Below are 14,531 nucleotides of genomic sequence, written 5' to 3'. Positions count from 1 at the left end.
TGAAACGGTTCCCAACAAGGAGGTGGATGTATGAGCGTTGAAACCGTGCGCAGTTTTCTGGCCGAGCACGCCCCGGACATCGAGATCATCGAATCCAGCGAGAGCACGGCGACCGTGGCCGAGGCGGCCCAAACTCACGGCGTCGAGCCGGGCCAAATCGCCAAGACGCTCGCCTTCAAGGTGAACGAGATGCCGCTTTTGATCGTGGCCGCCGGGGATGCCCGCATCGACAACGCCAAAATCCGCGCGCGATTCGAAGGCAAAGCGACGATGCTCGACGCCGATACGGTGATGGAACTGACCAGCCATCCGGTCGGCGGTGTCTGCCCGTTCGGTCTTGCCGCCGACGTGCCGGTTTACTGCGATGCCTCGCTCAAGCGCTTCGATGAAGTGCTGCCCGCCGCGGGTTCCGGCAACAGCGCCGTGCGCATCGCCCCCAAAAGGCTCGCCGAGCTGGTGCACGCCGAGTGGGTGGATGTCTGCTCGCTCAACGACACACGCTAAGCGCTTTAAATCGATCAGTACAAGGGCCCTGCGCCGCTGGCGGCGCAGGGCCCTTGTGCGTACACTAAGCGGGCTAACGGCTCGCGCCGATACGGTGCGAGCGATCAGCGACGTTCTCAGGGCGGGGTGCAAGTCCCCACCGGCGGTGATGGCGCACTAAACGCCCAAGCCCGCGAGCGCTCCAGCCTTATGTTGGAGGTCAGCAGATTCGGTGAGACTCCGAAGCCGACGGTGATAGTCCGGATGAAAGAGAACGGCGCCGCGACCCGCTTTTATGCGTGCCCCTGGGCGCGTGCAAGGGCGTGGCGGTCGGGCGCCGCATGCCCTGATTCTGGCACTTTATTCGATGAGAATGACCATGAATCAGACCTTTCCGTTAGAGCTTTCCTCGCACACCACGTCTCAGCGTATCGCCTTCATTCAGGGCCACTGGCATGGCGACATCGTCGGCCAGGCGTACCAGGCGTTTATCGCAGAAATCGAGCAAAACGGCCTCAAAGCCGATCAGGTCGATGTCTTTACCGTTTCCGGCGCTTATGAAATTCCGCTACAGGCGAAAGTGCTGGCCGAAAGCGGCCGCTATGGGGCAATCGTCGGCGCGGGCTTCGTGGTGGATGGCGGCATCTACCGCCACGACTTCGTCGCCCACGCGGTGATCGACGGCATGATGCGCGTTCAACTCGATACCCAGGTCCCGGTGATCTCGGTGGTGCTCACCCCGCACCACTTCCACGAGCACGCCACCCATCACGACTTCTACTTCCAGCACTTCCTGGCCAAGGGCAAGGAAGCAGCAAGTGCGTGCCTGAACACCATGGAAAACCTGCACCGCGCGCGCAAGCTAAGCGAAGCGTAATACGCAGCGAAGCGTAACCGCACGGGGCCCGGCCGTTGCCGGGCCCCGGTTTTTTAGGCTAGCAGCCGCACTCCGCAAGCGGCGCTTTCAAAAGACGCCCCCGCTCTTCCCCTTCCTGTACCGGGTGCGCGTCCCGGCGCCAGAAATCCAGCCCGCCTAAAAGCTCCTTTACATGAAAGCCGGCACTTGCCAGCTTCCACGCGCCCTTGGTCGAGCCGTTACAACCGATGCCGTCGCAGTAGGTAACGTACACTTTCGAGGGGTCGAGCGCGGCAAGTCGCTCGGACGTCATTTCCCGGTGGGGAAAGCTCACCGCTCCGGGAATGTGCCCGGCGCAGTAGTGCTCGAAACTTCGCGTGTCGATCACTACGACCTCCTCGACGTCGTTGGCGAGATCCTGGGCCAGGTCCCAGGCATCGGTGTGATGGCAAAGCTTGTCGTACATCGCTTTGGCCATATCGGAAGGAGGCGCAGGCGGGAAGGCGAGCACCGCGGAAGAAGGCGTATCGGTCACGAATGTCTCCTTTATCAGGTATTCAACAGGTAGCTGTAGAAAGCCGTGTTGCGCTGCCAGCCCAGTGTTTCGTAAAGGCGCTGGGCCGGTTCGTTTTCGACCTGGGTCATCAGCACCAGCCGCGCCACGCCGTGCTCGTGGGCAAGCGATGCCGCAGCCTCCATCAGCGCCCGGCCAGCCCCTCGCTGGCGGGCGCTGGGGGCGACGTAAAGGTCGTTGAGCGTCCAGCGGGCGTTCAGGCCGACGGTGGAGAGCCCGGGAAATATCTGCACGAACCCGTCGAGTTCGCCGCGTGCGTCTTCGCTGACCAAAATGAACGAGTCCCCCAGCCCGAAGCGCTGTTCCAGAAAATGGCGGGCGGTGCTTACATCGCCGGGCTGCTGGTAGAACTGACGGTACGCATCCAGCAGCACGCTCAACGCTTCGAGATCGTTCATTACGGCGGCTCTGATCGTCATGGGCTTTTCCTCTTGACTGGCTGTTGGACGATTCAGTCTCGCGCTATAGTGGCCCCTTGGTAAGAGCCACTTTTTGTAATATCGGGGGAACCAGTGAGCCAGCGCGCTACCGCCAGTGATTGGATCATCGATGCCTTGGCGCTGCGGGTCGCCCCGTACACCGCCACGCCGCTAAACCGCCAGCTCTACACGACGCTTCGCGACTGGATACAGCGCGGCGAGCTGGGCGCCGGCAGCCGTTTGCCTTCGTCACGGCGGCTGGCAGGCGGGCTAGCGCTTGGCCGCAACACGGTACTCGCCGCGTTGGAGCGGCTGGTGGCCGAGGGCCTGGTGGTCTCGAAAAAGGGCGCGGGGCTTTACGTTGCCGAGCTGCCCGCCTTCACTGCCCCTAATGCGCCGCCACCGCCCGCCGCGTTCAGCGCCTCCCACCGGGGCCAGGCGCTATTGGAGCGCTGCGCCACGCTAAGCGAAGAGCACCTGGCGTTTGCCCCGGGCGTGCCGGGGCTCGATCTTTTCCCCCACGCCCAGTGGCAGCGCCTTTTACGCCGCCACTACCGCCAGGCCGATAGCCAATGGCTTGGCTATCAAACCCAAGGCGGCCTGCCCGCTTTAAAAGAAGCGCTGTGCGATTATCTGACGCTCTCGCGCGCGGTGCGCTGCCGCCCGGCTCAGATCGTAATTACCCAGGGCGCCCAGCAGGCGTTCGAACTCATCACCCAGCTCTTAACCGACCCCGGCGACGGCGTATGGATGGAGGAGCCGGGCTACGGCGGCGCCCAAACCAGTTTTCTGGCCGCCGGCCTCGATCTGATCCCCGTGCCGGTGGATGACAAAGGCCTAAACCCGGCGCGCTGCCCGCCGGGCTCCAAGCCGCCACGGCTGATTTACGTCACGCCCTCGCATCAGTACCCCACCGGGGTGACCATGCCGGTGCCCAGGCGCCTGGCGCTTTTGGAGCAGGCCGCCGCCCAGGATGCCTGGCTGATCGAGGACGACTACGACAGCGAGTTTCGCTACGATATTGCGCCGGCCCCGTCGCTTCAGGGGTTGTCGGAGACGGCGCGGGTTATTTACATCGGCACCTTCAGCAAGGTGCTCTACCCCGGGCTTCGGCTGGGCTATATCGTGCTGCCCGAGGCGCTGGCGGACACCTTCCGGCTGGCCAACGCCCGCCTTCACCGTGAGGGGCATTACCCGTTGCAGGCGGCGCTGGCCGAGTTCATCACGAAGGGGGATTTTTCCCGCCATATCGGGCGGATGCGTGGCTACTACCGCCAGCACCAGGCCTGCCTGCGCCGGGCGCTGGCACCGGCAGTCGAAGCCGGGCTGGCCCTGTCGTCCGGCCATGCCGGTATGCACCTGGTCGCCGAGCTTGAAAACATGCAGCAAGAGCGCGCGCTCGTCGATAGGGCGCGAAAGGCTGAAGTGACGCTGTCACCGCTTTCCCGCTACTATATGGGCCAGCCCCAGCGTGCCGGGTTGGTGCTGGGCTACGCCGGAGCGAGTGAGGACGAACTTTCCCGCGCCGGCCGCTGGCTCAGCCAAGCGTGGCTCGAGGTAACGCGCGACCCGTCAAACGGCGTCACCGGCTAATGCGGCAGGCATCTTAAACGCCCGCGGCTTCAATGTTTCAGCTATCTTCATTAAAGCCGCCTGGCGTCTTCAAAGCGCCCGCGACCAAAAGAACGCCATCGGGTCACGTATTCCCGGTGCAGCGTCTTGTAGTAGGGTAGCGCTTTAAACGCACATCTATACACCCAACAGTCCGGGAACACGGCGTTCCCCATGAGGTTAACGTGGCTCAACCGCTCTCTTCACCCGCCCCCTCACACGCATCACGATACAAGGCGTGGAGCGTGCACGTGTTAACGGCCAGCGGTGTGCTGCTGGGCACCATGGCGCTTCTGGCGCTGGTCGATGACAACCCGGTGGCCTGCCTTTTGTGGCTAGGCGCGGCGATGATGATCGACGGTTTCGACGGTACGCTTGCACGCAAGTACGAGGTCAAAACGATACTCCCGCACTTCGACGGCTCCACCCTGGACATGGTCATCGATTACCTGACCTGGGCGTTCATTCCTGCGCTTTTCATCTACTACTTCATCGACCTGCCCGCCGGGTTCGAGCTGCTGGCGGTCTTCACCATCCTGCTTTCGTCGATGTTCTGCTTTTGCAACGTGGACATGAAAAGCCAGGATAACTACTTCGTCGGCTTTCCCGCGGCCTGGAATATCGCCGCGGTCTACTTCTATATTCTCGGCTTCCCCGCCTGGGTCACCTTTGCCGGCATCATCTTTCTAGCCGTGCTCACCGTTACCAAAATGAAGTTTCTCCACCCGTTCCGGGTGCGCCGGTTCATGCCGGTCAATATCGCCATCACGCTGTTATGGTGCGTGTGCGCCACCGCGCTGGTCCTTTCAAGCCCGCAACACGCAGGCTGGGCGCTGGTGGGGCTGGCGGTATCCTCTGTTTATTTTGTCGGCATGTGCGTGTGGCGCACCGCCCAGGAGTGGTTCGAGTAAACGATGTCCCTCACGCCGCGCCAACTCGAACACTTCGAAGCCCTGGCCGCCGAGACCGACGGGATCGATCTCGAGGTGTACGCGCGCTTCGAGCGCGACCCGCTTAAACCAATCATCGGCCTGGGCGAGCCCCATTTGCGGGTCGGCTTTTTCGGCCGCGACCCGGGCCGGGACGAGGTCCGCCATGGCGACCCCTTCATCGGCGCCGGCGGCCAACTGGTGAGAAAAGCGCTTTATGAGCGCCTTTACGGCGAAGAATTGCCGGACTTCGAGGCCTCCCGCGCGGTGGGCGAGCACTTTTTCTGGATCAACACCGTGCCCTACAAACCGATTGGCAACAAGGCGTGGTCGATGAAGGTCAAGCGCCGCTTCCACCCCTTGATCAGCGAGGTGGTAGTTGCAGACTGGCAGGGCCAGGATTTGATCACCCTGGGGCGCGAGGCGTTTTTATGGTTCGGGATCAACCGCTCCAAAGAGGAGCGCGCCCGGCTCGAGGCGTTCTGGAAACGTGACGACCGCTTCGAGAGCAGTATCGATGTGACCCTCGAAGACGGTAACGGCGAGGCGCGCAGCGTCACGCTTCATCCGCTGCCCCACCCCTCCCCGCTCAACCAGACCTGGTACACCCGCTTTCCCGGTTTATTGAAGCAGCGTCTGGCGCAGCTCGATGTGCGCCAGGATAACCTGCGGCTTTAAACGGCGCCGCCGGCGCCAGGCGGCGCCAGCTCGGTAATCTCGATGATCTCGGTGAGCTTCGCTTCCAGCAGCGCCTGGGTGTGCGGTGCCTCGTAGTGGGCCTTTAGCCCCGCCTTGCCTTCCCAGCACTCCCAGAGCAGAAAATCTCCGGCCCGCGCACTATCTTCCAGCACCTGAAACTGATGGCAGGCGGGCTCCTTTTGGGTCGCTGCCTCCAGCTTTAGAAGTCTTTCCCGGGTTTCATCGAGGCGCTGGAAGTCGGTGGCGCGGATACGCGCGCATAGATAGTAAGCCGTCATGTCGTTCTCCTTTGGGGTCAGGAGACGTAGCGTACTCGGCCCGCCTGCCGGCCTGTAGCGCCAACCTTTCAAAGCCGTTTTTCAGAAGTGGAAAGCAAGTCGCGGGCGGAGGCTAAACCGAGAGCCCGATCCCGCGCAGTACGATCGAGGTCACCGACTGCACCGCCTTCTCGAATTGCATGTCGCTAAGTGGCTGGTCGTCGTTGAGCAGTTCGACCTGGTAGTCGAAGTCGGCGTAGTGCTGGGTGGTGGCCCAAATCATATAGAGCAAGTGAGAAGGGTCGACCGGCGCGATTTGCTGGGAGGCCACCCATTCGGCGATCTTGGCCTCTTTGAGCTTGGCCCAATCGAACAGGTTCTCGCGCAGGCGCTCCTTGAGAATCGGCGCCCCCTGCATGACCTCCGCTGCCCATACTTTCGAGCCCTGGGGGCGATAGCGCGAGTGGTTCATCTTGGCGCGAATATAGCTCGAAAGCACCACGCGGGGGTCATCGTAGAGCTCGAAGCAGAGCGCATCCTGTTTCCAAAGCGCCAGCAGGGCCAGCAGCACCTCCTGGTAGAGCGCTTCTTTGGTCGAGAAGTAGTAGTGCACGTTGGATTTGGGCAGCCCGGCCCGGGCGGCGATCTCGGCCATCGAGGCCCCGGCGTAGCCCTTTTCCGCAAACAGCTGCTCCGCCGCCTCGAGAATGTTCTTGACGTTGGTTTGCCGAATTTCATCCTGGGTTCTCGCCACGCGATACACGTCCCTTTCCATTCAGTGACCTAAAAAAGCACGCCCCCACCGGGTGAAGACGCTGTGACGATCACCTGAATAGCCACCAACGTCAACTCCAGCGGCGGATGATAAGCCAAACGCTTTCTCACTCCCTGCGCAGCGGCAACCCTTGAGCCTTCGTGCGGCCAAATTCTTCTTTGCCATTTTGTATATTAGAGACCGTTCGAGTAGGCTAACCGGAGTGCCTGGGAGTCCGCCAAAAGCGGTCGGGCATCGCCCGTTGGTTCGACAGAAGTGTCTCGAACACTGATTCATTCAAGGAAGCGCCCCATGAAGTGTACGGCCTGCCAAGAAGGCAAACTCGTTCCCAGTTTTCTCGACTCGCTCTTTCGCTGTCATACCTGCGAAAATTGCGGCGGCAACTGGCTCTTGATCGAAGACTATATCAGCTGGAAAGAGCGCCACCCCGAGCACGTGTTCGACGATGACCACATCGAAAACATCGATGCCGAAGACACCGTGGGCGCGATGATCTGCCCGGTCACCGGCGGCATCATGAGCAAGTTTCGTATCAGCAAGGACCACAGCCACCGCCTGGACTACAGCGCGCGGGTCGGCGGGGTCTGGCTCAATCGGGGCGAGTGGGAAATGCTGGTGGCGGAAGGCCTGGCGGGTAATCTGAACGCCATTCTCACCGATCACTGGCAGCAGCGCATTCGCGCGGAAAGAACCAGCGACACCTTCGCCGACCTCTACCGCCAGAAGTTTGGCGATGAAGATTACGAGAAGGCGCTAGCGATTCGCCAATGGCTTCACGACCACCCGCAAAAGCCGGACCTGCGGGCGTTCCTGATGGCCGAGAACCCGTTTTCCGCCGTCGAATAAACGCGCAAGGCGGGCCCCAGGGGATACTGTTCAGCACGATACTGAGCCCGAGGCTATGACCGCTCGGGCAGGCTATTGGTACTGTCCAGGCGCGGTTCCTGCTCCAGCAGTTGGGCTCGCCAGCTAGCAAAACTATTATCAAACAGCTTCAATTTTATTTAGTTGAGATGCACGCTTTTGCTGAAGATGTAATATCCAGAACGACAGTACAGCCAACGCTGAGACGCCAATAATCAAAGTCCATGCACTTTGGTAGCCAAAATCTTCAATAAATGAACCCATAAACATGTAGGTTGGCATCAGCCCTATATTTCGGATGGTGAGCAAAGTACCGCTGATTCGTCCTCGATGACTAGCAGGCGATTGATTGGCAATGTAAACGCCTTCTTTGGTTAAGAGCAAAACCTCGGCGGCGGCAAGGAAAAACCAAGCAACAAATTGCATTGGTATGGTGGCATATGCAATAACTAAACTATAGCCGATCACAAAGAGGGCGCCTGAAACAGCTAAGCTATTCAGTTCGCAATGACGAGAAGTCATTCTCATTAGAACAGGAGTGATAATCACCACGGAAATGCTTGCAAAAGTCATCAATTGACCAAACAGAACGGCGCCTTCTTTATCAAAGATATGACTGTAATACAGAGGACTGGTCAAGGTCATTTGGTTCAGGGTAAACCAAAGAAAAGTACATAAAATGCCAAACACAAGCAGACGAGGGCGTTCTTTCAATATTGACCATACCCCTCCATCGGTACTCTTTTCTAGCTCAGATACCTCTTGCTCACCGTCGATTGTCTGGGGCTTATCTTTGACGTAAAAGGCCACAACAAAAATCCCGATCAAAATAGCCAAACCATTTCCCCAATACACCCACTCTGTGTAATTCCAGAACAAGTATCCCGCTATCACTGGTCCAACTCCAGAACCGAGATTATAGGCAAGATAGCTCAGCGACATAACGGCATCACGGTTTTGAGGATTCGAATGATCGGCAACTAAGGCATTGCTGGCTGGTAAGGCGATACCGATAAAAAAGTACCCCAGGAACAATAGCCCCGGCGCCAGCAAATAGTGCTCTGCAAAAAATCCGCAGGCGATAATAACCAAAGCGCCAAGCAGCTCGCCAATAACCATGATTTTTTTATGGCCATAAGCATCAGAAAGTTTGCCACCCAAGAGGCTACCGGCCATGTAGGTACCAATCACAACCATGACTAACGAACCCGCCACGGAGGTTGAGTAACCTTGTTTTTGAGTGAGCAGGAGCACCATGAAAGGAATGATAAAATTGCCTAACCCCAGAATAAACCTTGCAAGGGCAAGGTAATAAATGTCTTTCGGCAAACCTTTATATAATAAAAATATATTACTGATCCTTTGTAGCATGCTTAAGCCTTTTTTTGCTTTTGTGATTTCTCATTAGCCCTAAACCTTAATAAAAATACTTTTTTATTAATCTTCCATCGAGATCAGTGAGATGTATACTTATGCCGTCTAAATTATTTTTCGTTATCTTAGAGTATTTTTTGAAGCTCTACTCTTGAAGTAACTTTCTACATTATGTGTCCGGCATAGTAAAATGATGCCTGATGAAACAAGGGGCAGGGATTACCCACCACTGCTCAACTCGTACTCTTAGCTGTTTTATAAAACCCTGGAAGCTAATTAGTTCAATACTTTGATGGCCGGGAATTTCGGTCGGCTGAGCCATGTCCTCCCAACGGCGAGTTGGGAGGATCTTCTTGATCATCAAACGTCGCCGATAATGACCGTGCCCGAGCCTTCGATCACGGTATTGCCGTGGGCGCCGACGCTACTGAGAACGGCGGCGGGCTTGCCGTTGATGAATACCGTGGAGGAAACGGTCCCGGTGATGGGGCTTCCACAGGCCGACTTGTCGCCGAGCCGTGCCGCGGACAATCCGTCGTGAAACACGTCGGGGGAGCCCTCGACCAGCGGGTTGGTTCCGTGCCCGGGGATCGGGCACGCGGTGTCGTCGGTCACACGTGCTGCTGGCTTGCCACTCATGGTCGAACTCCTTGAAAAAACGTGTTTTCGGCTGTCACACCCGGTACGTCATAAGGCCTCATTAGCCTTCGTCCTGGCGCGTCTTGCCCCACTGACCAACCCCTTCGGCGATCAAACTCAGTTGGCGCACCACCAACGCGCCGGTTTCTTCGTCGCCGCCGGTGAGCTGGCGGCGCTTGAACTCGCGCTTGATCTCGTCCCAGCGCGCTTTTTCCTCCTCGCTTAGCGTGCCGCGAAGCTCCTTGAGCTTGAGCAGGTTCTCCTCCGCGCCCTGGGTGAGAAGCTGGGCTTCGCCCACGTAGTGGTCGTCGATGATCGCCTCGAGCTCGGCGTCGCTCAGGATGGGCGATATCTTCTCCGCCAGGCGGTTCATGTTGCGGTAGCTGCCCTGAAGGCGAAACGGCGGCTCGGTGCGGTACTCATCGGCCTGGGCGCTGGAGGCGATGTACTGCTGATTGACCCGCAGAACCACCTCGCGCACCTTGAACATGTTCTTGAGCACGGCCAGGATCTCTTCGCGCTCTGCACCGCTGTAGTCGTGCTCGAAGTCGGTGCTGGGCACCTCGCGCCCCTGGGCCTGGTCGACGAAGCGGTAGAAGTCGTCCAGCCCGCGGGTAGAAAGCGGCGCCAGCACCGTGTTGGCACTCATCGAGTTCTCGATATAGGAGAGCGCGAACACCTCTTCCATGCCGCTCAATACGTCGCCCAGGTTGTAGACGTCGGCGCGGTTGGCGAGCATGTCCGGCACCTTGAAGACGTCGCCGCTTTCCGTGTAGGGGTTGCCCGCCATGGCGATGCAGAAACGCTTGCCGCGCATGTCGTAGGTTTGGGTGCGCCCGTTCCAGATGCCGTCGATTCGCCGGCTGCCGTCGCACAGCGAGATGAACTTCTGCAAAAACTCCGGGTGCGTGTGCTGAATGTCATCGAGATAGAGCATGACGTTGTTGCCCATCTCGAAGGCCAGGTTCAGCTTGATCAACTCAGCCCGGGCGGTGGAGTGGGTGGCGGACTCCGGGTCCAGCGACGTCACGTCGTGGCCAAGGCTTGGGCAGTTGATCTTCATAAAAATTAGCCCCAGCCGGTTGGCCACATACTCCATCAGCGTCGTTTTGCCGTAACCCGGCGGCGAGATCATCATCAAAAGGCCGCTGTTATCGGTGCTGCGCGACTCCCCGACGGTGCCCATCTGCTTGGCGAGGTTGTCGCCGATGATGGGCAGGTAGCTCTCTGTAATCAGCTTGTTGCGCACGAAGGAGTTCAGCGGCTTGGGCAGGTACTCCTCGAGTCTCAAGCGTTCGCGCTGCTCGCGCAGAATGATCTGGCGGCGCTCCTGAAGCTGTGTCCAGTCGCGAATCACCACGTGCTCGTGGTGGCGCAGCCGCTGTTGGAAGTCGTCGAGCTGTAGCGCAAGGCTTTGCTGATCCAAACGTTCGTGTTGGCCAATCAGCCCCTCGACGGTAAAGGCGAGCTCGACGCTGTGGGCACTCGTCGTCAGCCGCTGGGCGGTGTTGAGCAGGGCAATGGCTTCGGGCAGATAGTGCAGCACGCCCTGCTGGCCGGCCTGGCGGGCGTGGGCCTGGAGCCAGTGGGACGTAATCGTCCAGCGCGCGCCGGGCTGGCCTTTGACCACCGCCAGCGCCTCCTGAAAATGGGCGTAGTGCCCCTGGCGCTGCATGGTCTCGATAAAGCCCTCGGTAAGGGCCGCGGCGTATTGCGTGGTCGAGAACGCTTCGCCTTCCTCGGCAAGCTGGCGCACCAGAAACTCCGCGGCGCTGTCGCGCTCGGCGGGGCCGCTCGGGAGCGCATGGTGCTCAACAAAGGCGCTTAGCTTTGGCGCGATCTCGTCGATCAGCGCGCGCAGCAGGTCTTCGCTTTGCATGATGCGGCTCAAAATCCCCGCGGACAGGCAGCGCGCGCGCAGGTTGCGCGCGGCCTCGTCGTCGCTCAAGCGATCCGCCCAGAACAGCATGGCCAACGCCCGCGGCAGCGGCCCGAAGCCGAGCAGCCCGGCGCTCTGGCGGGCGGGCCACAGCGTGCGCACGATCAAGGCGGCGTCGTGGTCGTGGATGCCCTTCTCGTAGCCTTCCCGGTAACGCGGCGAGGCAAACGTGGCAATCTCGCGCTGGAGCGCCTCGGTGTCTTCCACGTTAATGGGCGCGGCGTCGGGCTTAGCCAGTTCCTCCATGAAGCGGTAGGCCAGGTACTCCGCCCGGTAGACCTGGCGGCTTTCGGAAGGCAGCGACATAGTCCAGTAGCCGCTAAGCGCACTCAGGCGCTCATCCGTCAGCGGCTCGTAATACTGGGTGCCGGTCAGGTGCAGCATGATGCGCTCGTCCCGCGGCACCAGGGTCAAATCCAGATGCTGCTGGTTGACGCTGAAACGGTGGCGCGGGCCCAGGCGAATCACGTTGCCGCCGGATTCGAAGATATCGGCGCGGTCGCGCACGCTGCGCAGCGCCGCGTCCTGGGAGGCGCGCAGGCGTCCGCCGATGTCGTCGGCCTCCAGATTGGCGCCGAAGCCGCGCAGCTCCTCCACCATGCTGCGCACCTTGCCCACCATGGCATCGGCGGCGAAGAAGCTGTGCAGCTCCTCGAGGGTTTCGAAGCGCTCGGTGCGCTGGACGACGTTGTCGAGAATGCGCCGGCTGGCGTCGGTCAGGGTGGTGACGCGGCGCTGGCGCTCGTCCTGAAGCTGCTGGCGGCGGCTTTCGATGCTCTCGTGGGCGCTTTCACGCTGCTCGAGGATCGTGGTCAAAAATTCGTCATATTCGCCGAACTGGCTCTCAAGCTCCTGAAGCTGGTCGAGTATGCGCGTCATTAGCTGGTCGCAGTCGTCCGGCTCGCGAAGGGCGCCCACGCCGTTGGCCAGGCTCTGCTCGAACAGGCGAATCTGGGCGGCGAACTGGGCCTGGGCCTCGGCGCTGCCCTGCTCGCGCAGGCGGATTTCGGCCTTCGAGCGCTGTTGGTTGATGCTGGCGTAGATGCTCGAGATATTCTCGGTAATGCGCGTCTGCTCCTGGGCGTCGCCGCCGGGCATCGACGAGAGCAGCCCCTGGATCATGTCGAGACCGGCGGTCAGCTCACGGTAGCGCTCGACACACTCCGCCAGCGCCTTGCGGTTTTCCGCTTCGCTGACCGCGGTTTTGATCTCGTCGAGGGTGGCGCGATACCCTTCGAGCGCCTCGGGCGTTGCGAGAAACGAGAACGTCTGCTCGGTCAGCGACGTTTCGGCTTTATCCAGCGCCTGTTCGAGCTCGGCCAGGCGCGCCGTATCGAGATAGCGCCGCTCGCCCAGCGCCATCAGCCGCCCGCGGTGATCGCGCAGCTTTTTCAGGTAGGTGACGAACAGATCCGGCGTTTTCCAGCTGCTCGGCTTGAGCTCGCGCAGAAGCGCCGACTGGGCCTTTTCGAGCTCATTCAGGGCCTCGGCGGTCTGCGCGCGGATCGCCTGTACTTTCTCGTACTCGTCGAGCATCAGCTCGGCGGTGTGCTTGAGCTGTTCGAGCACGGCGTGAATGGCGGAGAAGTCCGCCTCGCCCATCCAGTAGAACTGATTCAGCGTGCGGTCCACCCGGCGGATGATGGCGTTGAAGTGGCGCTCGTTGGCCTGACCGTCGCCGGCCAGTTGAACGATGCTGTTGAGCTCGGCGATGCCGCGCACCAGCTCCGGGTTGCCGATCCGCCCCATGGGCGTGTCGTTGCGCACCGCCTCCTGGGCGTGAAAGCCTTCGGACATGAACGGCGTCGCCCACACCTGAATGGGGTGCACCAGGGTCGGCTCGTCCTCGGCGTAGAAAATCGCCAGGTGGCCGTTTTCGAGCACCGCGGCGCCATGGCCGACCATGGGCGTGTCGACCTCTTTGCGGATCAGGTTGTAGCGGTACAGCACGACCTGCCCGGTACTCACGGCGTAGAACACGTAGAGCACGTCCTCGCCATTGGGCGAGCGCACGACGCGCTTGAAGCGCAGATCCTCTTCGGGCACCTCGAACGTGGTCAGCTCGCCATTGTTGAGGTAGCACCCGGTGGGAAAGATGATGCCGTGGTTTTCCGGAAGCTCGACCACCGAGCCCGCCATGGCGTCGATGCGTTTGACGTGCTGCTCGCCGCGATTGAACAGGTAGTAGCGCCATTCGGCTTCGTTGAAGGGCAGAATGCGCACCAGCAGCACCGCGCCCAGGTCGGCGTACTCGAAGGTGGCATCGTCCAGCGACTGGGAGTCCGAATCGACCGGGTCGCTGAAGATCCCTTCGCCGCTTTTGGTGTTGTTCTCGATCTTGAACGTGATGTTGCCGCCCAGGTTGTCGACGAACACCGTATCGAGAATGTTCAGGTGCGGCGCACGGCCCTGCTCCTGCATATCGCGCCCGGCGCTTTGCCAGGCGAAAGCGAAGCGCTCGGGAAAGACCAGGTCGCGCTCGCCGCGGTTGTCGATATAGCGGCTTACCTCGCCCTGGGCGCTGAGCTCCCAGCGGAAAACCCGCAAGTCGGTGAGCTTTTCACCGATCTGAAACGCCACCAATAGCTTGCCGCTTAACGTGGCCATCTGCGAAAGCGTGGCGTTGCTGTAATACTGCTGTAGCTCGCGAAAGTCGCGGACGAACTGCTCGTCGGTTAGAAAGCTATCGGCCAACGTGCTTTCGGTGAGTTCGAGCCCGTCGTCGTCATCCTTGAGATGATAAAGCGCGAAGACGTCGCTTGCCTCGAGCGCCTTGCGAAGCCCTAGCTGAACATTGAAGCCGAACAGAATCTGGCCGCCGATACGCACCATGTCGCGGGCGACGGCGTTGTTCTCGGTACGCACCCGGGCGCGGCCCAACAGCGCCATGTTGCTGGTACCGAAAACCTCGGCGCGCGCGTCGTTCAAACGCGTCACCGACGCGCCCAGCTCGCTTGACTGGGTGGTCAGCCGGCGCTGAATGGTCTCGAAGGCCGAGCTCTCCCTGACGAGGTTCTCGACGGCGTCCTTCGACGTAGTATCGCTTGATCCAGTGTCCTTCGACATCGTGTCCATCCTGAATGAGTGCTCGCGAGACAAGGGCTCACGACAA

At 60.4% G+C, this 14,531-nt stretch carries 13 protein-coding genes and 1 riboswitch; of the genes, 6 read left to right on the top strand and 7 right to left on the bottom strand.

The features are described 5' to 3' along the window. Positions 1-30: 30 nt before the first annotated feature. Positions 31-504 (top strand): YbaK/EbsC family protein, encoded by a 474-nt coding sequence (locus ACWHXT_RS02020; protein WP_447957038.1) that lies wholly within the window; start codon positions 31-33, stop codon positions 502-504. Between the two features lie 108 nt (positions 505-612). Continuing rightward, a riboswitch (FMN riboswitch) is annotated at positions 613-763 on the top strand. A 99-nt stretch (positions 764-862) separates the two neighbouring features. Beyond that, entirely contained in the window at positions 863-1,360 is a 498-nt protein-coding gene (locus ACWHXT_RS02015) for a 6,7-dimethyl-8-ribityllumazine synthase (protein WP_447957037.1), read from the top strand. 58 nt (positions 1,361-1,418) lie between these two features. On the opposite strand, the gene ACWHXT_RS02010 is transcribed toward ACWHXT_RS02015, so the two are convergent. After that, a complete protein-coding gene (locus tag ACWHXT_RS02010; RefSeq protein ID WP_447957036.1) occupies positions 1,419-1,874 on the bottom strand; it encodes a rhodanese-like domain-containing protein in 456 nt (151 codons plus the stop codon). 14 nt (positions 1,875-1,888) lie between these two features. Continuing rightward, positions 1,889-2,332: an N-acetyltransferase family protein gene (locus ACWHXT_RS02005; RefSeq protein WP_447957035.1), complete on the bottom strand. Its 444-nt coding sequence runs from the start codon at positions 2,330-2,332 to the stop codon at positions 1,889-1,891. Between the two features lie 93 nt (positions 2,333-2,425). On the opposite strand from ACWHXT_RS02005, the gene pdxR reads away from it, so the two are divergent. From pdxR to ACWHXT_RS01990, 3 genes are all read left to right on the top strand, one after another. Continuing rightward, positions 2,426-3,925 carry a MocR-like pyridoxine biosynthesis transcription factor PdxR gene (gene pdxR / locus ACWHXT_RS02000; RefSeq protein ID WP_447957034.1) on the top strand — a complete coding sequence of 500 codons (1,500 nt, stop codon included), beginning with the start codon at positions 2,426-2,428 and terminating at the stop codon, positions 3,923-3,925. A gap of 203 nt (positions 3,926-4,128) precedes the next feature. Continuing rightward, the gene (gene pcsA, locus ACWHXT_RS01995) at positions 4,129-4,854 is read left to right on the top strand and encodes a phosphatidylcholine synthase (RefSeq protein ID WP_447957033.1); all 726 of its coding nucleotides are present in this window, start codon (positions 4,129-4,131) and stop codon (positions 4,852-4,854) included. 3 nt (positions 4,855-4,857) lie between these two features. Beyond that, positions 4,858-5,550, top strand: coding sequence for a uracil-DNA glycosylase family protein (locus ACWHXT_RS01990; RefSeq protein WP_447957032.1), 693 nt, complete (start codon positions 4,858-4,860; stop codon positions 5,548-5,550). Here ACWHXT_RS01990 and ACWHXT_RS01985 read toward each other — a convergent pair. Both ACWHXT_RS01985 and ACWHXT_RS01980 read right to left on the bottom strand, forming a co-directional pair. Continuing rightward, entirely contained in the window at positions 5,547-5,849 is a 303-nt protein-coding gene (locus ACWHXT_RS01985; protein ID WP_447957031.1) for a putative quinol monooxygenase, read from the bottom strand. The genes ACWHXT_RS01990 and ACWHXT_RS01985 overlap by 4 nt on opposite strands. Positions 5,850-5,961: 112 nt before the next feature. Further along, entirely contained in the window at positions 5,962-6,582 is a 621-nt protein-coding gene (locus ACWHXT_RS01980; protein ID WP_447957030.1) for a TetR family transcriptional regulator C-terminal domain-containing protein, read from the bottom strand. Between the two features lie 312 nt (positions 6,583-6,894). On the opposite strand from ACWHXT_RS01980, the gene ACWHXT_RS01975 reads away from it, so the two are divergent. Further along, a complete protein-coding gene (locus ACWHXT_RS01975; protein ID WP_447895028.1) occupies positions 6,895-7,449 on the top strand; it encodes a zf-TFIIB domain-containing protein in 555 nt (184 codons plus the stop codon). Between the two features lie 138 nt (positions 7,450-7,587). Here ACWHXT_RS01975 and ACWHXT_RS01970 read toward each other — a convergent pair whose 3' ends face one another. The 3 genes from ACWHXT_RS01970 to ACWHXT_RS01960 form a co-directional block, all read right to left on the bottom strand. Next, positions 7,588-8,838 carry an MFS transporter gene (locus tag ACWHXT_RS01970; protein ID WP_447957029.1) on the bottom strand — a complete coding sequence of 417 codons (1,251 nt, stop codon included), beginning with the start codon at positions 8,836-8,838 and terminating at the stop codon, positions 7,588-7,590. A 363-nt stretch (positions 8,839-9,201) separates the two neighbouring features. Further along, on the bottom strand, positions 9,202-9,480 hold the full coding sequence (locus ACWHXT_RS01965; protein ID WP_447527622.1) for a PAAR domain-containing protein: 279 nt from the start codon (positions 9,478-9,480) through the stop codon (positions 9,202-9,204). A gap of 61 nt (positions 9,481-9,541) precedes the next feature. After that, a complete protein-coding gene (locus ACWHXT_RS01960) occupies positions 9,542-14,485 on the bottom strand; it encodes a DNA repair ATPase (protein ID WP_447957028.1) in 4,944 nt (1,647 codons plus the stop codon). Positions 14,486-14,531 lie beyond the last annotated feature (46 nt).

The sequence above is a fragment of the Vreelandella halophytica genome, assembly GCF_968193635.1.
Note: the sequence above shows the minus strand (reverse complement) of the source record. Positions and strands in the feature narration are given on the sequence as shown.

Bases quoted from the DNA above. Each gene is read 5' to 3' on its own strand.
- ACWHXT_RS02020 (WP_447957038.1), top strand. From the start codon at position 31: ATGAGCGTTGAAACCGTGCGCAGTTTTCTGGCCGAGCACGCCCCGGAC.
- ACWHXT_RS02015 (WP_447957037.1), top strand. From the start codon at position 863: ATGAATCAGACCTTTCCGTTAGAGCTTTCCTCGCACACCACGTCTCAG.
- ACWHXT_RS02005 (WP_447957035.1), bottom strand. From the start codon at position 2,332: ATGACGATCAGAGCCGCCGTAATGAACGATCTCGAAGCGTTGAGCGTG.
- ACWHXT_RS01990 (WP_447957032.1), top strand. From the start codon at position 4,858: ATGTCCCTCACGCCGCGCCAACTCGAACACTTCGAAGCCCTGGCCGCC.
- ACWHXT_RS01985 (WP_447957031.1), bottom strand. From the start codon at position 5,849: ATGACGGCTTACTATCTATGCGCGCGTATCCGCGCCACCGACTTCCAG.
- ACWHXT_RS01975 (WP_447895028.1), top strand. From the start codon at position 6,895: ATGAAGTGTACGGCCTGCCAAGAAGGCAAACTCGTTCCCAGTTTTCTC.
- ACWHXT_RS01970 (WP_447957029.1), bottom strand. From the start codon at position 8,838: ATGCTACAAAGGATCAGTAATATATTTTTATTATATAAAGGTTTGCCG.
- ACWHXT_RS01965 (WP_447527622.1), bottom strand. From the start codon at position 9,480: ATGAGTGGCAAGCCAGCAGCACGTGTGACCGACGACACCGCGTGCCCG.
- ACWHXT_RS01960 (WP_447957028.1), bottom strand. From the start codon at position 14,485: ATGTCGAAGGACACTGGATCAAGCGATACTACGTCGAAGGACGCCGTC.